Genomic DNA, 20,007 nt, shown 5'->3' with positions numbered 1-20,007 from the left:
CGGAGCCTAAGGATCCGGTGACAGTTTGGCATCGGCACGGGGTGGCAGTCCCGGCCCATGCTGGCGTGCCGGTATTCTTTCGTCTTGTGAGCGAGAATCCAGAGCACCCAGACTCAGCCAAGAGCCCTGCTGTGGGCCAGCCCCCGTTGCGGAAGACAGCGGACCCCCACCGGGACGCCGTCGTAGTGGAAAAAAGTGTCGCGCCCGAGCGGGCCGGCGCACGCCGCCTGGCTGCCGGTCCGGGACCCTCCGCCGCCAGGATCAAGCTCGAAGCCGGTGCCGCCGGTGAGGACAACGAACCCATGCGCCCTGCCGGCAGGTTCCCCCAACTGCCCAGTGATGAGGAAATCGCCGCTGAACTGGACAACGCAGCACCGGCTGGCACAGGCGACAGCCAGCCTGCGGCGGACAGCTCCGGCGTGCACGTTGAGGCGAGCCCCACCACCATGATCCAGATGCGCCCGCCCGCGGAAGAAGTGGCCAAGCGCCAGGCAGCCCGGGAGAAGGCGGCCAACACCAAGCCTGTGCTGACCCGCGTGTTCCAGGTGCTGATTGCCGCGTTCTACCCCATTGTCCTGCTGGTGCTCTCCATCCGCCTGGTCACAACATCGGTGTTCCTATGGGTCGAATACCACCGCCCCGGCTTTCCCGCCGATTCCTTTGGCTTCAGCACCGAGGACAGGACCACCTACGGCTCCCACACGGTGGACTACCTGTTGAACTTTGCCCCGCCGCGGTACCTGGGCGATCTGGTGCAGCCCAACGGCGATCCGCTGTTCCTAGCCCGGGAGGTTGGCCACATGGCGGACGTCAAGGGCGTCATCGTCATGGCGTTTTTGGTGGGGCTTGTCCTGGCTATCGTCATGGCAATCGGCATGATCTACCTGGCCAAGAGGAGCTTCGGCGGGATCCGCAGGGCCCTGTTTGCCGGCTCCATCGCCACCCTTGCGCTCATTGTGGGCCTGGGCATCTTTGCCGTAACGGGCTGGGAAGCGTTCTTCACCGAATTCCACAAGATCTTCTTTGCCGACGGGACCTGGACGTTCTACACCGACGACACCCTGATCAGGCTCTTCCCCAGCCAGTTCTGGATGGATTCGGGCATCTTCATCGGCGCGTTTGTGCTCATTGTTTCCTCCCTGACGCTGGCCTTCACCTGGCCCACCAAGGACCGCCGCCAAGCCGTGGCGGCCGCACAACGGCCGGGGCGCCGCGCAGCCTGAGCCAGCGTGGGGCATTAAAACGAAAGTACGACGGCGCCCGGCTTGGGCGCCGTCGTACTTTAAAGGCGGTGGATGGGCCCACGCGCCCGAGGGGCCCCGGCCGAGCTTGCGAGGCTAGGGGGGCGGTGGATGGGCCCACGCGCCCGAGGGGCCCCGGCCGAGCTTGCGAGGTTGGGGAGGGCGTGGGGATTAGATCCAGCTGGGGAGCCACATATGTTGGCGCCAATAGTCCTGGGAGATGATTTCCCCGGCCCAGAGCGGGTAGAAGTAGGCGCTGACCGCAACCACCAGGGCCAGGAAGATCCCCACAATCACGGCCCCTTGCTGACGGCGCCACGGCGGATCGCCCACCTTGCCCAGGATCAGCCCCAGGACCAGCACCATGGCCAGGATGATGAAGGGCTCGTAGGCGATCGCGTAGAAGAAGAAGATGGTGCGGGTGGGGTAGAAGATCCACGGCAGGAAGCCGGCGGCAAAACCGGCCAGAATGGCACCGGCACGCCAGTCGCGCTTGGCAATCCAGTAGCCAATCAGGAACAGGATGGCCAGGGTGCCGCCCCACCAGATGAGCGGGTTGCCCACGCTGGTGATGGCGGCCGTGCACTTCTCCGCGGCGCAGCCGGCCTGGCCTGCCTCGTAGTTCTGCACGTAGAAGGAGGTGGGCCGGCCCATGACCAGCCAGGACCAGGCGTTGGACTTGTACGGGTGGTCGGACCCCAAACCGGTATGGAAGTTGTACGCCGTGGAGTGATAATGCCACAGGGAGCGCAGGGAGTCCGGGATCCAGCCCCAAGTGCTGGAAGGATTCTCAGCCCCCCAGTTTCTGTCGTACGCGTCCTTGGACAGAAACCAGCCGGTCCAGGTGGCAAGGTACGTCAGGGCAGCAACCGGAACCATGCTGACGAACGCCACGATCCCGTCCTTCCAGACGGCGCCCAGGATCCAGTACTTGATGCCGGCAATGCGGCGGGCGTTCATGTCCCAGATGACGCTCATCAGGCCAAAGGCGGCCAGGAAGAACAGGCCGGACCATTTGGTGCCGATGCACAGGCCCAGCGCAATGCCCGCGGCCAGGCGCCACCAGCGGATCCCCAGCCAGGGCCCGTACAGCAGTTCCTTGGCCGGAACCCGGCCATCGGGGCCGGCGAGGGCTGCGAGCCTTGCCGCCAGCCGGCGTCGTCCATCATCCCTGTCCATGATGACCGCGCCAAAGGCCAGCAGGGCAAAGAACATGACAAAAATATCCAGCAGCGAGGTCCGCGACTGCACAATGGCGTGGCCGTCAACAGCAAACAGGAGCCCGGCCATGGCGCCCAAAATGGTTGAGCCGAACATTTTCTGGGCGATCAGGGCGATCAGGAACACCGAAAGCGTGCCCACCAGGGCGGCCGTGAACCGCCAGCCGAAGGTGCTGTCGGGGCCAAAAATCCACATGCCGAAGGCGATCATCCACTTGCCCACCGGCGGGTGCACCACATACTCGGCCGTGTTTTCCAAGCTAGTGAAGATGCCCTGGTTGAAGAGGTCGTTGGCCTTCTCCGCCCAATTGCGCTCATAGCCGCTCTGCAAATAGCTGTAGGCATCCTTGATGTAGTAGGTCTCATCAAAGACCAGCGACGGCGGCTGGCCCAGGCGGATGAACCGCAACAGGCCGGCAACCACGGCGGTCAGTGCCGGTGCCAGCCAAAACCAGAGGCGCACATTGACCGGAGCGGCTGGCCGGCGTGCTCCCAGAAGCCTTGCCCGCAAACTTGATTCCGTGAACGCGCGTGCCGGATCACGCAGCCAGCCTTTGACGGGGTCAGCCGAGGGCGCCTTTACGGGCTCGGCCGGGGCCCCGCCGTCGCCGGGGTTCGGCGCGGGCGGCTCATCGTGGGCAGGGAGGTCCGGGGCCGCCGGGGCGGTATCCATAGCTTGGGATTGCACCCTGCCAATGCTACCCAAGTGGGCCGCTGATGCTGTGGCGCACTACGCTGGTGTCATGGAAGATGACTTTGGCCAAAACGCCGGCAACGAAGATGCAGAAGCAGTAGATATTGACGAAGACGGCGCCCCCTTGGCCGAGGAAGCCCTTGACACGTCCATGGCGCCTCCCGTGCGTGAGGGGGAGGGCTACATTATTTTGGCTGCAACGCCCATTGGAAACATGGGCGACGCCTCTGCCCGCCTGATCGCCTGGTTGGGGGCTGCGGACATTGTTGCGGCCGAGGACACCCGCCGACTGCACCGCCTGGTCACCAGCCTCAACGTCAAGGTGGGTGGGCAGGTCATCAGCTACCACGAGCACAACGAGGCCACCAAGACCGCCGAACTGCTCACCCAGGTCCAGTCCGGCAAGGTGCTCCTCATGGTGACCGACGCCGGTATGCCCTCCGTCTCCGACCCCGGCTTCCGCCTGGTGGCCGCAGCCGTTGAGGCCGGCGTTCGCGTGACCGCGGCGCCCGGGCCTTCGGCCGTGCTGACAGCATTGGCGTTGTCGGGGCTACCCACGGACAGGTTCTGCTTTGAGGGTTTCCTGCCGCGCAAGTCCGGCGAACGCGCCAGCCGCCTGCATGACCTTGCCGTGGAAAAGCGAACCATGGTGTTCTTTGAGGCCCCGCACCGCCTCGAAGCCATGCTGCGCGCCCTGCACACTGCCTTTGGCCCCGCCCGGGCCGGCGCCGTGTGCCGCGAGCTGACCAAGACGTACGAGGAAGTAGTCCGCAAACCGCTGTCCGGACTGTTGGAGTGGGCCGAGACAACCCAGATCCGCGGCGAGATCGCCATTGTGGTGGCCGGTTCCCCGGACAAGGCTCCCGGCACCCCCGAGGACCATGTTGCTGCCGTCAATGAGCTCATGTCCCAGGGCATGCGCATGAAGGAGGCCGTGGCCGTCATTGCGCACGACGTCCACGTCAGCAAGCGTGAACTGTACAGCGCCGTGCTCGCCGCCCGCGGCTGATCCTGAATTTATGCACCGAACCTGTGCCGAGTTCCGCGCATAGACACTCATGCGTTGAACCCGGGGCGGGTTTTGCGCATAATTTCTTAGGTTCCCAACCCGGCGCTGCCCTTCTGTTGTACAAATGCACAGCGAATGCACTGTTGGTAGTGCGTACATGCGTAGACACTTTTATCAGCTGAGAACTACCGTGAACTAAAGCACAGTGGACCGCTGCATTGCCTGCGCCGAGCCGGAATGAATCCGGCCCGGCCAAGCGTCGGAGGCCATGCAAAAGCACACGACACATCGGCCCTCGATACAGTCGTCCAAGCAACTAAGGAGTCATCATGACCGTGACAGCTGCCACCGAACTTACTGAGCGCGAAAGTGCTTTGCTGGCAAGCGTTCCCACAGGACTGCTGATCAATGGTCAATGGCGCAGTTCAGCCTCGGGGAAGACGTTCAAGGTTGAGGACCCCTCCACCGGAAACGTTCTTCTTGAGATTGCCGACGCCGGGGCCGAAGACGGCGCCGCAGCCCTGGACGCCGCCGTCGCCGTCCAGGAGGAATGGGCCGCCACGGCACCTCGCGTCCGCGCCGAGATCCTGCGCCGCGGCTTCGAGCTGGTCACGGCCCGCGCCGAGGACTTTGCCCTGCTCATGACACTGGAAATGGGCAAGCCGCTGGCTGAAGCCCGTGGCGAAGTGGCCTACGGTGCTGAATTCCTGCGCTGGTTCTCCGAGGAAGCTGTCCGCTCCTTTGGCCGCTACTCAACCAACCCGGAAGGTACTGCCCAGATCCTGGTGCAGAAGAAGCCGGTTGGCCCCTGCCTGCTGATCACCCCCTGGAACTTCCCGCTGGCCATGGCAACCCGCAAGATTGCCCCGGCCATCGCGGCGGGTTGCACCATGGTGCTCAAGCCGGCCAACCTGACACCCCTCACGAGCCACCTGTTCGCTCAGGTCATGATGGAGGCCGGTCTGCCGGCAGGCGTGCTGAACGTGGTTTCCACCACCAAGGCCGGCGACGTCACCGGACCGCTGATCCAGGACACCCGCCTGCGCAAGCTTTCCTTCACGGGTTCCACACCTGTGGGCCGCCGCCTGCTGGCCGATGCCTCCACCAACGTGCTGCGCACCTCCATGGAGCTTGGCGGCAACGCCCCGTTCCTGGTCTTCGAGGACGCTGACATCGATGCAGCCGTGGACGGTGCCATGGCCGCCAAGTTGCGGAACATGGGCGAAGCTTGCACAGCCGCGAACCGCTTCCTGGTGCACGAATCCGTCGCCGACGAATTCGCCACCAAGTTCGCTGCCAAGATGGGTGCCATGACCACCGGCCGCGGCACCGATCCGGCCACCAAGCTGGGCCCGTTGATCGATGCCAAGAGCCGCGACAAGGTTCACTCCCTGGTGACCGACGCCCTGGCCGACGGCGCCCGTGCCATCACCGGCGGCGCCCACGCCGAAGGCCCCGGCTACTTCTACCAGCCCACAGTCCTGCAGGGGGTTGAGCCCGGCTCACGCATCCTCAGCGAGGAGATCTTTGGCCCGGTGGCCCCCATCGTCACGTTCAAGAACGAGGACGAAGCCGTAGCCCTGGCCAACGACACCGAATACGGCCTGGTGGCTTATATGTTCACCAAGGACCACAACCGCGGCCTGCGCATGGCCAACCGGATCGAGACGGGCATGATGGGCCTGAACGCCGGCGTCATCTCCAACGCGGCTGCCCCGTTTGGCGGCGTGAAGCAGTCCGGCCTGGGCCGTGAAGGCAGCCTGGAGGGCATCGAGGAATACCAGTACACCCAGTACATCGGCTTCCCGAACCCGAACAACGCCTAACCCCACCCCCGCCAACTGACCCGCAGAAAACGGCGAAAATCACGGTAAAACCGTGTATTTTCGCCGTTTTCTGCGGGTCAGTTGGCATTTTAAGGTTAGGGGCGGGTGAGGAACGACGGCGGCAGGAGCGTTGCCCGCAACCGTTGCCACGGGGTCGCAGCGGTTTTCAGACGAACAATCAGCGTCTGCAGGGCAGCGGCCAGCTCCTCATTGCCCGGCTCGGCGCTACTGCCTGCCTTGCCGTACGCGGCCTGTTCGTAGGAGCGCAACACCAGGGCCAAACCGGCCGGGTTGCTGCGCCCCAGCAGCCGGGAGATCCTTTCGGCATGGCGGGCCGGGGTCAGGGCGGGGTCGTAGTCGTAGCCGTAGTCCACGGCCGTCGCCACCAATTCACGCCACGCCACAAGCGCAGCGCCCCTGCCATCCAAGCCACCAATGCCCAGACCCGAACCCCGTGAGCCGCCCACCTGGCCCAGGCGCCGGCGTCGAACCAGCATCCGGGCCAGCGCGGGCGTGGCCAGCAACAGCAGGACTGCCACGGAAACACCAGTCACCAGCGTCCCGCGGTTGGATCCCGAGGATGCCCCTCCCGCCACCGCGGCGGTGGCAGTAGCTGTTGCGGTGTCAGTGGACGTTGGGTCCGCCGAGGTGGCAGCTGTGGGTCCGGCGCTGGCTTGCGGGGTTGCTGCGGTGGTGTCTCGGGTGTAGTCGGGCACCAGGCCGCGTGAAGGGGTTGGCTCGAAGGGAACCCAGCCCAAGCCCTGGAAGTACAGTTCGGTCCACGCATGCGCGTCCCGCCCTGTGGCCTGGAAACCGTTCAGGGCCTGGCCCTCCAGCTCGCCGCGCGCTGAGGTGGAACTGCCCGGAGCGTAGCCCACGGCAATGCGTGAGGGGATGCCCAGCTCACGGGCCATGACGGCCATGGCGGCGGAGAAGTGAATGCAGTAACCGCTTTTGACGTCTAGGAACTTGGCCAGCACGTCCATGCCGGAACCGTCGTAGCCGTCCTGGACGGGGGTGTCCAGGCTGTAGGTGAAGGCGCCGGAGCGCAGATAATCCTGCAGCGCCACTGCCTGGGCGTAGGGGGTGGGCTGCTGTCCTGCCACGTTCCTGGCCGTGGTGCCAACGATGGCCGGCACGTTCGGTGGCAGCGAAGTAAAAATGGGGTCCAGTTCGGGGCGTGGTGCTGCCGTGGCGGTGGCGAGCACCGACCGGGTCAGCTGCGGCGTCTTGCTGCGCACTGTGTAACGCTGCCCGGCTGTGCTGGAGGTGCTGCTCCTGATGGTTTGCCGGGCGGGATCCCACAACCAGCTGCCGTTGAGGCCCGTCACCTCCGTCGCGGAGAGCGGGGCCGGCAGCCATTCGCTGGCAAGGCTGGGGGTGGAAAGGACAGTCAGAGTTTCGGTGGAGGGCACCGAGTCCGCGGCACTGGGTGCGGGGGCCAGCTGGGTCAGTCCCGGTGGGAGGCTGCGGTCAACTGGTGCCGGCTGCCAGGTCTTGCCGGTGAAGTCTTCCAGGGTGCTCAGGCGCAAGTATTGGGCACTGGAGGTGTTGCTCAAATAAGAAAGTGCCACCTGATTGGACTGCTGGCGCAGATTCGCCCCGAGGGAGATCATCGGATCGAGTTCGGAAACACCAGAGGGTCCGTTGAGCCGCGAGCCTTGCGGGAACGAGCCCTGGGTGAAGCCCGGGATGGCGGCCGGCAGCAGGGCTGTCAGCAGCATCACGGCCGCGCCCAAGGCCATGGCCCGGGACAGGATCCCGGTGGGCTGCACAATGCTGCCCGAGCGGATTTTTCCTTCGGGGGCGTACCAGTTGCAACAGCCCAGGACCAGCAGGAAACCGGCCCCGGCTGCCACAAAGCCAAGGGTGCCAACGCCCGCCCTAGTGGTCAGCGCCGCCGGTAGCATGATCAGTACCAGCCCCAGGGCGCTGGCCGCGGGCATGGCCACGGTGATGGCAACCGTGTCAATGAGCAGCGCGGCAAAACCCAGCCCCGCGCAGATCAGGAAGAAAATGGCCGGCGCCGACGGAACAGGTGCCGTGTTGGTCATGATCAAGGTCGACGCGCGTGAGGCCAGTTCCAGGGCTGCGCCCACCGTGGCGGGGGTGGGCAAAAACCCCAGCAGTGCCGTTCCGGGAAAGAACACCAGTGTCAGTCCCAGGAACCAACCCAGCAACGCCCCCACTGGTGCGAAGGGACTCAGCGGCAGGTAGCGGCGCAACAAGGCGGGGAAAAACAGGGTACACGCCACCACCAGTGCCGCCGGCGGGAACCAGCTGAAATCCACCACCAACCCGCGCAAGCTCAGTGAGGTCCCCATGACGGCGGCAAAGACAGCGAACGCCAAAACCCAGCGCGCCGGCCCCGTCTGGGGCGTGCCCAGGCGCCTGGGTGCCGGCGCGCTGGGGCCTGTCTGGCCGGCGTCGTGCCCGGGTGTTGCCCTGCCACTCTCCACACGGCTCATCGCCCACCGCCCAAATGCGTTGGGGTTGATTCCAGCTGGGCCCAGGCATCTGCCATGGGGGAGTTGTGGGTCAGGGCGGCGGCCTGCCAACCCGCTCGGTGCAGGATTTCCAGGGCTTCGGCGGCGTCGGCCCTGTCCCGGCAGAGCACCAGGGCGTAGGCGCCGGCCGACTGTTCGGACGCGCCTGCGAGCAGCAGGGCCTCCTGGGCGCTGAGCGTGCCCGTGATGGCAACGAGCGGGCCACGGCGCCGGGACTGCAGCAATTTGTGGGCGAGCGGCTCGGCGAAGGGTTCGCGGTGGGGCAGCGGCGCGGGTTGGGCCCCGGCCAGTTCGAGGGCGGCCAGGGCGGCCGAGACCTCAAGGGCGGCTGTGGGCCCGGCAAAGTCCTCCTGCTCCGGGTTGGCCGCGGACGGTGAGGCGTTGAAGGCAGGCTGGCCCAGCTGGTCGAGGATGCGCATGGTGTACCCGCGCTCCAGCAGGTGGGCGGCCACGGAGACGGCTGCCACCACGGCCGTTTCAAAAAGTGCCGTGGTCCGCAAGGAGCCTGACGAGTCGGCCTCGCCGGGGTTGGCCGCCAGCACCGGGCCGTATGCGCCCGGGCGCTGGTCGAGGATCAGGGCGGCCTCGGGTGTGGTGACAGCCTCTTCGGCGCGGACCATGAGCTTGCCGGCCCTGGCTGTGACGGGCCAGTGCACCCGGCGCAGCGGATCCCCCTGACGGTATTCACGGGCCATGGCGTCGTCGTGGCTGGCATGGGCAGGGGAGCGGCTCACCTGGGAGCCGTCATTGCCGCGTGAATCTCCCAGCGAAATGGCCGGTAGCTCCACGGCCGCCGGGGCAACCGTGAGACGGTCCCCGGTGCCGAGGGTTCGCTGGGCAAACGCCACATCAAACGGGTCGGTGAAGTGCCCCTTCAACGGGCCGAGGGTGAACACGCCGCGGTGGCGCGGGTGCAGCTCATAGTGGTAGCGGCTCAACCGTCCGTGCGGGACCACGGGCTGGGGAAAGGTGAAGGGCCGGGAGCCGTAAAAACCAGGCGGCACCGATTCCACCAAGCGGATCCGCGACCCGCCTGGATTGCTGCCGCGCACCTCCAATGTCACGCTGACGCCCAGACCCACCTGGGCCAGGGACGGGGAGATCCGGCGCTGCACGCTCAGGCCGGGCCGGATGGCGTAAATGCCCAGGCAGGCCGCCACCGGCAGCAGGAAGCAAAACACTGCCACCAGCAAGAGGTCGCGCCGGCCAAAATATGCGGCCAGCAGCAGCGCCAGGACGCCAAAAATGACCAACAACCAGCCGCGGGGCCGCAAGGGACGTAGCGCAAACACTGGGGCTCCTAGCGGTTTCGGGCGTCCTTTGCGGCACGCCCGTCGGGCATTCCGGGGACGGCAATGGCCGCCAGCACGTCGGTGATGATGCTGGCCGCCGTGACACCCTGGCTGGCCGCCCTGCGCTCAACGATCAACCTGTGGGCCAGGACGTGCTGGGCAAGGTCATGGATGTCGTCAGGGAGCACAAAGCCGCGTCCGGCAAGGGCCGAGGCGGCCTTGGCAGCACGCAATAGCTGCAGCAGCGCCCGCGGGCTGGCGCCCAGGCGCAGGTCAGGGTGTGCCCGGGTGGCCTGGCCAATGTCCACCGTGTACGCCTTGACGGCGGCCGATACGTGGATCTCCGTGACCAGCTCGATCATCGCCGCCACCTGCTGCGCCGAGGCCACCGGCTGCACCGAGTCCAGGGGATTGACCGACTGGTGGGTTTCCAGCATGGCCAGTTCCGCCGTGGTGTCCGGGTAGCCCATGGAAATGCGGGCCATGAAACGGTCCCTTTGCGCCTCCGGCAGGGGGTAGGTGCCCTCCATTTCAATGGGATTCTGGGTGGCAATCACCATGAACGGTTCTTCCAGGGTATAGCTGGTGCCGTCAACACTGACCTGGTGCTCCGCCATGGATTCCAGCAGTGCCGACTGTGTCTTGGCCGAGGCCCTGTTGATCTCATCCCCAATGACCAGATTGGCAAAAATGGCCCCGGGACGGAATTCGAACGTCTGGGTTGACTGGTTGAAAATGGACACGCCCGTGATGTCGCTGGGCAGCAGATCGGGGGTGAACTGGATCCGGTTCACCGTGCAATCAACCGTGCGGGCCAGCGCCTTGGCCAGCAGGGTCTTGCCCACCCCGGGCACGTCCTCCAGGAGCAGGTGCCCGCCGGCCAGCATCACAGTCAACGCCAGCTTGACGGCCTCTTCCTTGCCATCAATGACGGTGTTCATGACTGTCATGATGCTCTGGCTCAGCTGGGCAAAGCGCTCGCTGTCCATGGCGCGCGGCGCGTGAAACGGTGCAGCCGGCGGATTGCCAGGCGGTGCCGGCGAGGCCGCCGTGAAAGTCTCCTGCGCGTGCATGCTCCGCCTTTCAAACATTCATCACCAATGCGCTCCCCGCCACCACTATTGTGACCTACGCTACTATCCTGAACGCCTTTTCGCCCCACCGCGTGCAAAATTCTCCAAACGGTAAAGTGGTGGGCTATGTGCACTGACCATATTCCCCGCCCCTACCGCCCCGAACAGACCGCCTCCCGTGGCGGCACGCACAAGGGCGATTTTGCTCCGGCGCCCATGGCCTTGGAGGTGCCTGTCTATGACAATCACACCCACTTTGACTTTGGCGACTCGCCCGTTGAATTGAGTGCAGCCCTCGACGCGGCGCAGGCTGTGGGCATTGCGGGCGCCGTGCAGGTGGGCTGCGACCTGGAGTCCTCCCGCTTCACGGTGCAGGCGGTCGACGCCGATCCCCGCCTGTTGGGTGCCGTGGCCATCCACCCCAATGACGCCCCTTTGCTCGCCAAGGACGGCGCCCTGGATGATGCGCTGGCGCAGATTGATGCCATGGCCGCGCACCCCCGGATCAGGGCCATTGGCGAGACCGGCCTGGACTACTTCCGCACCGGGGAGGACGGTGTGGCGGCCCAGCATCACTCCTTCCGCGAACACCTTGACATGGCCAAGCGGCGCGGCCTGGCGCTGCAAATCCACTGCCGTGACGCCCATGAGGACGTCTTGAGCATTTTGGCACAGGTGGGTGCGCCGTCGCGCCTGGTTTTTCACTGCTTCTCCGGGGACGCCGAACTGGCAAGGATCTGCAATGAGAACGGCTGGTACATGTCCTTTTCGGGCACGGTGACGTTTAAGAATGCAAAGAATCTTCGCGAGGCGCTTGCGGTTGCCGATCCGGCACTGATCCTGGCAGAGACGGACGCCCCCTTCCTGACGCCGCACCCCTTCCGTGGGCGGCCCAATGCCAGCTACATGCTGCCCTACACGGTGCAAAGCATGGGACAGATTCTGGGCCGGGACGTCAACGAACTGAGCCTTTCCATCCGTGAAAATACGGAGGCCGTCTACGGGTCCTGGGCTGATTAAGGCTGTACCGTTCCTCACTTTTTCGTTATCAAGTCTTGTCCACTTGATCACGATTAGGTTACGCTGGGGAACTATTAGCCGTGGTCGGGGAAGGCCAACGGATCAAATGCTGCCGGAGTCACGCCTTGTTCGTGATCCGGGGCGCCTGTTCGCAAGAACAATTTTGTGCAGTGCCCTCCGCGGTGGTTTGCGGAGTAAATCTGTTCAGGATTGCTTCCTAACTTCTCCGTGCCCGGGTGCTCTAGTAGTTACGGGAACAAGTGAATTTTCTCTACAAAACCGACGGCAAACTGAGCTTTTTGAAGCTTGCCGGCCAAGCTGCCGTCCTGGTGGCCCTGGTGGCCGGACTGTTCACCTTCGCCGGTGCCAGCAAGTCAGTCACCCTGGTGGTGGATGGCCAGAGCAGTTCAGTTCAAGCCTTCGGCGGGTCCGTGGCAGATGTGCTCAAGGGCGCAAATGTGAGCGTGACCGGAGAAGACCACGTCAGCCCCGAGCTGGACAAGGCTGTTGCCGACGGTGAAGTCGTCACCGTCAATACGGCCAAAAACATTACCGTGAGCCTGGACGGTGCGGAAAAGACCGTCACCACCACCTCCACCAAGATCAGCGGATTGATCAGCCAATTGGGCATCGAAGCCAATGCGCGCCTGTCGGTTCCTGCCGACACCCTGCTGGCAAACTCCAGTGACATCAGCATCATCACTCCCAAGCAGGTCACCCTGGTGGCCGACGGCAAGAAGACCGTCAAGACCACCACGGCGCAGGATGTTTCCGCCGTGCTGTCCGAGGCGGGCCTGAAAGTTGCCGCCACGGATCAGGTTTCCGTACCGGGCGTGGCCCCGGTGGTGGAAAACATGGTGGTCAAGGTGACCCGGGTGAACACCAGCGGCACGGCCAAGGCCACCGAGGCCGTGCCTTTTGAGTCCGAGCAAAAAGTGGACGCAACACTGTTCAAGGATGAGAAGAAGACCACCCGCGAAGGCGTTGCCGGCAGCTTGGAAAAGACTTTCCGGACTGTCACCATTGACGGTGCAGTGGTCAGCCGCACCGAGACCGGGTCCAAGATTGTTGTGGCCCCCGTAGCCGCCCAAATCACTGTCGGCAGCAAGGAACGCCCCGCGCCCAAGGCCGAGGCAACCGCCGGCAGCAACACCGGAGCCAAGGCACCGGCCATGTCCAACGAAGCCATGTGGGATGCCATCGCCCAGTGTGAGTCAACCGGCAACTGGTCCATCAACAATGGCAACGGCTACTACGGTGGCCTGCAGTTCGACATCGGCACCTGGATTGGTGCCGGCGGCGGAGCGTACGCCCCCAACGCCAGCCTGGCCACCAAGGCCCAGCAGATTGACATCGCCAACAAGGTTTACGCCGACCGCGGCCTGCAGCCGTGGGGCTGCGCACACGCCGCAGGCTGACGCCGGGCACCCAAATACAGTTCTAATCACACACTCCCTTGCCGGTTTTCATGCCAGCAGGGGAGTGAGTGCGTTAATAGCGGCTACGATTATTTAGTGACCGCACCCGAGCCCAGCCCCGCAACCCAGCCACTGCTGGGTGCCACCGAGATCCGCCGCCTAGCGGAGGAGATTGGCGTCCGTCCCACCAAAACACTGGGACAGAACTTTGTCATTGATGGCAACACCATCCGGCGCATCGTTGCCGCAGCCAAGGTGGACCCCAACGAGACGGTCCTGGAGGTGGGTCCCGGCCTTGGCTCATTGACCCTGGGCCTGCTGGATGCCGCCGCCCGCGTGGTGGCCGTTGAAATTGATCCGGTCCTGGCGGCGAAGCTGCCCTCCACGGTTGCCGCGTTCCGCCCCGCACTGGCGGGAAACCTGGACGTGGTTCTTTCCGACGCCATGCGTGTCACCGAACTTCCAGCCGAGCCCACAGCCCTGGTGGCCAACCTGCCGTACAACGTGGCGGTGCCTGTGGTGCTGCACCTGCTGGAGCACTTCCCCTCGCTGAAGCACGGGCTGGTCATGGTCCAGGATGAGGTGGCCGACCGCATGGTGGCCGGCCCCGGCTCCAAGACCTATGGCGTGCCGTCGGTCAAGGGCGCCTGGTACTCGCAGATGCGCAAGGCCGGCGTCATTGGCATGAACGTGTTCTGGCCGGCACCGAAGATCTCCTCCGGCCTGGTGGAATTCACCCGCCGCGAACCACCCGTGACTCACGCCAGCCGTGAAGAAGTTTTTGCCGTCATCGACGCAGCCTTCGCCCAGCGCCGCAAGACCTTGCGCGCGGCTCTGGCCGGGTGGGCCGGCGGTGCCGCGCAGGCTGAGGCGTACCTGCGCCACGCCGGGGTTGACCCCAGTGCCCGCGGCGAAGTCATCGACGTGAGCGCCTATGCGCGTATTGCCGAAGCCAAGATTTCCGCCACGGTTTAGTTATGGATCCCTCCAACAAGGCTGCCGGCACGGCAGGTGGGCCGAATAAGTCGTCCGAGGCTGACTACTTTGCCAACGACCCCTTGTGGGCTCCCCACCCGCGCCGGGTGAAGGTGCGGGCGCCGGGCAAAATCAACGCCTTCTTCCAGGTGGGACCGCTCCGGCCGGACGGCTACCATTCCGTGGCCAGCACGTACTTGGCTGTTTCACGCTATGAAGAAGTCGTGGTGACGGCCAAGCCAGGCACGGACGCTGCCGACATTTCGGTGAGCATCGGTGCGGGAAGCTCGTTGAATCCCGCGGACCTGGCGAATATTCCGCTGGACAAAGGCAACCTTGCCGTCCAGGCCGCACTGCTGGTGGCGGACATCAGCGCCAACCCCAGCGGCGTCCACATAGAAATTACCAAGCATGTCCCCATCGCCGGCGGCATGGGTGGCGGCTCGGCGGATGCCGCAGCAACCCTGGTGGCCTGCGACGCCCTCTGGCATACCGGCCTGTCCCGCGAGGAACTCTCACAACTGGGCTCCGAACTGGGCGCCGACGTGCCGTTCGCGCTTTTGGGGGGTGCCGCCGTCGGGCTTGGAATTGGTGACAGGCTCACGGCAGCCTTGGCGCCCACCCCCCTGCACTGGGTTTTGGTGCCGGCAGGTTTTGGGCTGTCCACGCCCGTTGTGTATGGCACTCTCGATGCGCTGCGGACAGAGGCCGGGCAAGAGGTGCGCGAACCGGAGCAGGTTGAGGCCGGGGTTTTGGCGGCCTTGCGGGCGGGGGATCCGCACGCGCTGGCACCCCACCTGCGCAACGATCTCCAAGCCGCGGCGGAAAGTTTGGCGCCGTCCCTGACGCAGGTGCTGGCCTTGGGGGACGAGCTCGGTGCGCTGGCGTCCCTGGTGTCCGGTTCCGGCCCCACCCTGGCGTTCCTCGCGGCCAGTGCCGACGACGCCGGTGACCTCGCGTCCGCCTTGCTGGAGCACGGCCACCAGGCGTGGGCCGTGGAAGGCCCCGTGCACGGCGCCGCAATCATTCCCTAAATTTTTTGTCCTCTTAATCATTGTTGTAAGGAAAGTGGTACCACGTGGCTCATTTGCTTGGCGGGGAAAATCTTAGCGTCGCCTTCGCCACCCGAACCGTCCTCGACGGTGTCAGTGTCGGCCTGGAAGAAGGGGACCGCATTGGCATCGTGGGGCGCAACGGCGACGGCAAGTCCACGCTGATGCGCCTGTTGGCCGGGCGGCAGAGCCCGGATTCCGGCCGTGTCACGGTGCGCGGCGGCGTCCAGGTCAGCTACCTGGATCAGACCGACGTGCTCGACGGCGACGACACCGTTGGCTTCGCGATTGTGGGTGAGGCGGCCGATCACGAGTGGGCCTCCAACCCCAAGATCCGCGAAATCATGGGCGCGCTGGTGGGCGAGGTGGACTGGCATGCCAACATCCACTCGCTCTCCGGCGGGCAGAAGCGCCGCGTGGCCCTGGCCAAGCTGCTCATTGGTGATGACGACGTCATCATGCTCGATGAGCCCACCAACCACCTGGACGTTGAGGGCGTGGCCTGGCTGGCCAGGCACCTCAAGCAGCGCTGGCGGGCCAACGAAGGCGCTTTCGTGGTGGTCACCCACGATCGCTGGTTCCTGGATGAAGTGTGTACCCGCACCTGGGAAGTTCACGACGGCATCATTGACCCGTTCGACGGCGGTTACGCCGCCTATGTTCTGGCCCGCGCCGAGCGCGACCGCTCTGCATCCGTCATGGAGTCCAAACGCGTGCAACTGGTGAAGAAGGAACTGGCCTGGCTGCGCCGCGGGGCGCCGGCCCGCACGGCCAAGCCCAAGTTCCGCATTGAGGCCGCCAACGTTCTCATTGCCGACGTTCCGGAGCCGCGCGACACTGTGGCGCTGTCCAAGATGGCCACGGCCCGCCTGGGCAAGGACGTCATTGACTTGGAGAACGTCTCCCTGAGCTATGGGGAGAAGGAACTGTTTAACAACATCACCCTGCGCCTGGCTCCGGGGGAGCGGCTTGGCCTGGTCGGCGTCAATGGTGCGGGTAAGACCACCTTGCTCCAGCTGCTCAACGGCGAGGTCCCGCCGTCGTCCGGCAAGGTCAAGCGCGGAAGCACTGTCAAGACCGCCGTGCTGACGCAGGAAGTCAAGGAGCTCGATGATGTCCTGAACATGCGCGTCATTGAGGTCATCGAGCGCGAGAAGCGTTCCTTCGAGGTGGGCGGCAAGGACATGACCGCCGGACAGCTCGTGGAGCAGCTCGGCTTCACCAAGGACAAGCAGTGGACCATGGTCAAGGATCTCTCCGGCGGTGAGCGCAGGCGTTTGCAGCTGTTGCGCCTGCTGGTGGGGGAGCCCAACGTGCTCATGCTCGATGAGCCCACCAATGACCTGGACACCGATACCCTGGCCGCCGTGGAGGATGTGCTCGACGGCTGGCCCGGCACCCTGGTTGTGGTCTCGCATGACAGGTACCTGCTGGAGCGCGTCACCGATCACCAGATGGCACTCCTGGGCGACGGCAAGCTGCGCGGCCTGCCGGGAGGTGTGGACCAGTACCTGGAACTGCGTGAGAACGCCGGATTGGCACCTTCCTCTGGCAGCCCTGCCGCGGTCGCTGCGCCGTCGGGCCCCACGGAGGGCGAAAAGCGTGATGCCCGCAAGGTGCTGAACCGTTTGGAGCGCCAGCTGGGCAAGAACTCCGCCGCCGAGGCCAAGCTGCACGAGAAGATGGCTGCGCACGTGGGCGAGTACGACGTCCTGGCCGACCTCCAAGCGAAGCTGGCCAAGCTTGCCGTGGAGCGCGAGGGCCTGGAACTGGAGTGGCTGGACGCGTCGGCCGTCCTGGAGTAGCCCGCGGCTGAATTTTCTAGTCCTGCGCACCGTTACGCAGGGATGTGGCGCAGCTTTCAAAGTGGCGCCACATCCCTCGACAACGGCACGCACATACAAAGTCGGTGGTTCCTCCACAGCTGCTCGGGAGGCTGACTTATTCACATTGACGACGGCGGGGCTGTTGCGAGCCGACCTTTTGGCCCACCATGGTGCCATGAACACACGGATCAGCCCAAGCCCGCCGTCAGTGGAGTCACTCATTGCCAAGCTGGGCGGGGCTGTGCGGCGCAAGGACCTGGTGGCCCGCGGCATCACGGATTGGGCCATTGGCAAGTCCTTGGCCGCCGGCACCATCCATAAAATCGGTCGCGGAGTGTTCGCGGTACCGGAAGCGAGCGCCATAGACGAGTTGCTGGCAACGCACCAGGGCGCATTGGACTGTTACAGCCGCGCTGAGCAACTCGGTTTGTGGGTGCTGCACCGTCCTGTGCGCCCGCATGTTGCAACCGCACATGGCAGGGACGTCCCCGGCTGCGTTGTGCACAGGGCGCAGGGAAAACTGTCATTTTGGGACTTCCTGCGGCACTGTGCACAGTGTGGCACCGAGTTGGAAGCACTGTGTGTCTTCGAATCGGCGGTTGTGCTGAAACACTGCACAATTGCGCAACTGCGGCGGGTGTTTACTCGGCGGAAGGACGCCCGCATTCGAAGAATTGTGGCCATGATTGACCCGCAATCCCAGTCCATTGCGGAAACGTGCGCCCGGTACCATCTCCTCGAAGCTGGCCACAATGTTCAGGGGCAGGCGGCGATTCGCGGAATGGGGCACCTTGACGCACTGGTGGACGGGGTGTTGGGGCTGGAAATCGATGGGGAGAAGTACCACAATGACCCCAAGGCGTGGGAGGAAGATCTGCGGCGAGGCAATGTGCTCACTGTCCAAGGCATCCCCACCCTGCATTTCAAAGCCGCCGTGGCCATGTATTACCCCGAGGAGTTGCTCCAGTGGGTCCGCAATGCCCTCAAGACTATTGCTTCTGCACGCGGTTAGTGCCGGATGTGGCGCCACTTTCAAAGCTGCGCCACATCCGTCAACAACGGTGCGCGGAAGTCGTAGCACCCTGCGCCCGGCACCTAAAGCGCTGTGACCTTTGACACGTGGCGGCGCAAATTTGCCCGCCACGGTTGCTCTCAAGTCGCGAAATATGCCCCGGGCGTGGCACACTATATTCTCGTGAGCAACACGTGAGAGCATGTAGCGCACGGTCCGCCCTGGTGTAATGGCAGCACCCCAGCCTTTGGAGCTGTGGAGTATAGGTTCGAATCCTATGGGCGGAACCACTTTTGGACGCGATCTGGCATAAGGCCCGAGCAGGTACCATGGAATAGTTTCCCATTGCGTACGTTTTAAACGGACTCTGGTCCGGGCAGGAGTGCCACTTAGTGAGCCCCCAAGACATCCCCACCGATACACCAGCAGCTGTCATTGTTTTGGCTGCCGGCGCTGGCACCAGAATGAAGTCGCGCACACCCAAGATCCTCCATCCCCTCGGCGGGATTTCCATGGTGGGCCACGCCCTGGCAGCAGCCAAGGGCCTGAACCCCGCCAAGCTCGCTGTGGTGGTCCGCCACGAGCGCGATCTGGTGGCCGGTCACATTGCAGCCCTTGACGCCGACGCCCAGATCGTGGATCAGGATGAAATCCCCGGCACCGGCCGCGCAGTCCAGCAGGCCCTGGATGCCCTGGACGCCGGTGAAGAAGTCAGCGGGACAGTGGTTGTCACCTATGGCGATGTTCCCCTGCTGACCACCGAGCTGCTGGCCGAGCTTGTTGCCACACACGCGGCAGACCACAACGCCGTCACCGTTTTGACAGCAGTTCTCGACGACGCCGCCGGCTACGGCCGCATCATGCGCCACGAGGACGGCACCGTGCTGGGCATTCGCGAGCACAAGGACGCCACGGATGCCGAACGCGAAATCCGCGAGATCAACTCAGGCATTTACGCCTTCAATGCGGCCGTCCTGCGCACGGCGCTGAAGAGCGTCACCACTGACAACAACCAGGGCGAAATGTACCTGACGGATGTTTTGGCTTTGGCCCGGGCCGACGGCGGCCGGGTCGCCGCAGTCTCCACCACGGACCGTTGGCAGGTTGAAGGCGCCAACGACCGCGTGCAGCTCTCAGCGCTGGGTGCCGAGCACAACCGCCGGATCGTTGAGGCCTGGATGCGTGCAGGCGTCAGCATCATTGACCCCGCCTCCACCTGGATCGATTCCACTGTGCAGCTCGCCGAAGACGTCACCATCCTGCCCGGCACCCAACTGCACGGAAAAACCACAGTGGCGCGCGACGCCGTCGTCGGTCCCGATTCCACCCTGACAGACGTGCAGATCGCGGCAGGGGCGGAAGTTGCCCGCACCCACGGCTCCGGCGCCATCATCGGCGAGGGCGCCCACGTTGGCCCCTTCACCTACCTGCGTCCGGGCACCGTGCTGGGTGCCGACGGCAAGATTGGCGCGTTCTACGAAACCAAGAACGTCACCATCGGCCGCGGCTCCAAGCTCAGCCACCTGGGCTATGCCGGGGATGCCGAGATCGGCGAGGACACCAACATTGGCTGCGGCAATATAACGGCCAACTTCGACGGCGTAAACAAGCACCGCACCATCATCGGCTCGGGTGTGCGCACGGGTTCCAACACGGTGTTCGTGGCTCCGGTGACTGTGGGCGACGGCGCCTTCACGGGTGCCGGCGCCATTGTGCGCAAGGACGTTCCGGCGGGTGCCTTGAGCCTGACCGTGGCACCCCAGCGCAACGCCGAGGGCTGGACTCTGGCCAACCGGCCCGGCAGCATTCCCGCGCAAGCGGCGCAAAATGCCGGCAACTAAG

Annotated in this window: 14 protein-coding genes and 1 tRNA gene; 11 read left to right on the top strand and 4 right to left on the bottom strand. The window is 64.8% G+C overall.

Annotated features, from left to right (window positions below):
- Positions 1 to 86: 86 nt before the first annotated feature.
- Positions 87 to 1,223 carry a TIGR01906 family membrane protein gene (locus tag ACX80Q_RS08695; protein ID WP_459330129.1) on the top strand — a complete coding sequence of 379 codons (1,137 nt, stop codon included), beginning with the start codon at positions 87 to 89 and terminating at the stop codon, positions 1,221 to 1,223.
- A gap of 189 nt (positions 1,224 to 1,412) precedes the next feature.
- On the opposite strand, the gene ACX80Q_RS08690 is transcribed toward ACX80Q_RS08695, so the two are convergent.
- A complete protein-coding gene (locus ACX80Q_RS08690; RefSeq protein ID WP_459330157.1) occupies positions 1,413 to 3,134 on the bottom strand; it encodes a dolichyl-phosphate-mannose--protein mannosyltransferase in 1,722 nt (573 codons plus the stop codon).
- Between the two features lie 172 nt (positions 3,135 to 3,306).
- Between ACX80Q_RS08690 and rsmI the strand changes: the two genes are divergently transcribed.
- Both rsmI and ACX80Q_RS08680 read left to right on the top strand, forming a co-directional pair.
- Complete coding sequence (rsmI, locus tag ACX80Q_RS08685; protein ID WP_459330156.1) at positions 3,307 to 4,164, top strand: 16S rRNA (cytidine(1402)-2'-O)-methyltransferase; 858 nt, start codon at positions 3,307 to 3,309, stop codon at positions 4,162 to 4,164.
- Between the two features lie 329 nt (positions 4,165 to 4,493).
- Positions 4,494 to 5,990 (top strand): NAD-dependent succinate-semialdehyde dehydrogenase, encoded by a 1,497-nt coding sequence (locus ACX80Q_RS08680; protein ID WP_459330128.1) that lies wholly within the window; start codon positions 4,494 to 4,496, stop codon positions 5,988 to 5,990.
- A gap of 95 nt (positions 5,991 to 6,085) precedes the next feature.
- Here the strand turns inward: ACX80Q_RS08680 and ACX80Q_RS08675 are convergent, their stop codons facing one another.
- The 3 genes from ACX80Q_RS08675 to ACX80Q_RS08665 are packed head-to-tail and all read right to left on the bottom strand — an operon-like array spanning position 6,086 to position 10,862.
- Positions 6,086 to 8,458 carry a transglutaminase TgpA family protein gene (locus ACX80Q_RS08675; protein WP_459330127.1) on the bottom strand — a complete coding sequence of 791 codons (2,373 nt, stop codon included), beginning with the start codon at positions 8,456 to 8,458 and terminating at the stop codon, positions 6,086 to 6,088.
- Entirely contained in the window at positions 8,455 to 9,789 is a 1,335-nt protein-coding gene (locus ACX80Q_RS08670; protein WP_459330126.1) for a DUF58 domain-containing protein, read from the bottom strand. The genes ACX80Q_RS08675 and ACX80Q_RS08670 overlap by 4 nt, the downstream gene beginning before the upstream one ends.
- Before the next feature lie 8 nt (positions 9,790 to 9,797).
- Positions 9,798 to 10,862 (bottom strand): AAA family ATPase, encoded by a 1,065-nt coding sequence (locus ACX80Q_RS08665; protein ID WP_459330125.1) that lies wholly within the window; start codon positions 10,860 to 10,862, stop codon positions 9,798 to 9,800.
- A 126-nt stretch (positions 10,863 to 10,988) separates the two neighbouring features.
- Here ACX80Q_RS08665 and ACX80Q_RS08660 point away from each other — a divergent pair, with 126 nt between their 5' ends.
- From ACX80Q_RS08660 to glmU, 8 genes are all read left to right on the top strand, one after another.
- Positions 10,989 to 11,882 (top strand): TatD family hydrolase, encoded by an 894-nt coding sequence (locus ACX80Q_RS08660; protein WP_459330124.1) that lies wholly within the window; start codon positions 10,989 to 10,991, stop codon positions 11,880 to 11,882.
- A gap of 260 nt (positions 11,883 to 12,142) precedes the next feature.
- Positions 12,143 to 13,300 carry a transglycosylase family protein gene (locus tag ACX80Q_RS08655; RefSeq protein WP_459330123.1) on the top strand — a complete coding sequence of 386 codons (1,158 nt, stop codon included), beginning with the start codon at positions 12,143 to 12,145 and terminating at the stop codon, positions 13,298 to 13,300.
- A gap of 96 nt (positions 13,301 to 13,396) precedes the next feature.
- Complete coding sequence (rsmA, locus tag ACX80Q_RS08650; RefSeq protein ID WP_459330122.1) at positions 13,397 to 14,275, top strand: 16S rRNA (adenine(1518)-N(6)/adenine(1519)-N(6))-dimethyltransferase RsmA; 879 nt, start codon at positions 13,397 to 13,399, stop codon at positions 14,273 to 14,275.
- A 2-nt stretch (positions 14,276 to 14,277) separates the two neighbouring features.
- The gene (locus tag ACX80Q_RS08645; RefSeq protein ID WP_459330121.1) at positions 14,278 to 15,309 is read left to right on the top strand and encodes a 4-(cytidine 5'-diphospho)-2-C-methyl-D-erythritol kinase; all 1,032 of its coding nucleotides are present in this window, start codon (positions 14,278 to 14,280) and stop codon (positions 15,307 to 15,309) included.
- A 44-nt stretch (positions 15,310 to 15,353) separates the two neighbouring features.
- Positions 15,354 to 17,132, top strand: coding sequence for an ABC-F family ATP-binding cassette domain-containing protein (locus ACX80Q_RS08640; RefSeq protein WP_459330120.1), 1,779 nt, complete (start codon positions 15,354 to 15,356; stop codon positions 17,130 to 17,132).
- Positions 17,133 to 17,328: 196 nt separating this feature from the next.
- Positions 17,329 to 18,165 (top strand): hypothetical protein, encoded by an 837-nt coding sequence (locus ACX80Q_RS08635; RefSeq protein ID WP_459330119.1) that lies wholly within the window; start codon positions 17,329 to 17,331, stop codon positions 18,163 to 18,165.
- A gap of 215 nt (positions 18,166 to 18,380) precedes the next feature.
- Positions 18,381 to 18,455 (top strand) — tRNA-Gln (locus ACX80Q_RS08630).
- 102 nt (positions 18,456 to 18,557) lie between these two features.
- Entirely contained in the window at positions 18,558 to 20,006 is a 1,449-nt protein-coding gene (glmU, locus tag ACX80Q_RS08625) for a bifunctional UDP-N-acetylglucosamine diphosphorylase/glucosamine-1-phosphate N-acetyltransferase GlmU (protein WP_459330118.1), read from the top strand.
- Position 20,007 lies beyond the last annotated feature (1 nt).

The sequence above is a fragment of the Arthrobacter sp. HLT1-20 genome, from assembly GCF_054510895.1.
Note: the sequence above shows the minus strand (reverse complement) of the source record. Positions and strands in the feature narration are given on the sequence as shown.

Bases quoted from the DNA above. Each gene is read 5' to 3' on its own strand.
- ACX80Q_RS08690 (WP_459330157.1), bottom strand. From the start codon at position 3,134: ATGGATACCGCCCCGGCGGCCCCGGACCTCCCTGCCCACGATGAGCCG.
- rsmI (WP_459330156.1), top strand. From the start codon at position 3,307: ATGGCGCCTCCCGTGCGTGAGGGGGAGGGCTACATTATTTTGGCTGCA.
- ACX80Q_RS08680 (WP_459330128.1), top strand. From the start codon at position 4,494: ATGACCGTGACAGCTGCCACCGAACTTACTGAGCGCGAAAGTGCTTTG.
- ACX80Q_RS08675 (WP_459330127.1), bottom strand. From the start codon at position 8,458: ATGAGCCGTGTGGAGAGTGGCAGGGCAACACCCGGGCACGACGCCGGC.
- ACX80Q_RS08665 (WP_459330125.1), bottom strand. From the start codon at position 10,862: ATGCACGCGCAGGAGACTTTCACGGCGGCCTCGCCGGCACCGCCTGGC.
- ACX80Q_RS08660 (WP_459330124.1), top strand. From the start codon at position 10,989: ATGTGCACTGACCATATTCCCCGCCCCTACCGCCCCGAACAGACCGCC.
- ACX80Q_RS08645 (WP_459330121.1), top strand. From the start codon at position 14,278: ATGGATCCCTCCAACAAGGCTGCCGGCACGGCAGGTGGGCCGAATAAG.
- ACX80Q_RS08635 (WP_459330119.1), top strand. From the start codon at position 17,329: ATGAACACACGGATCAGCCCAAGCCCGCCGTCAGTGGAGTCACTCATT.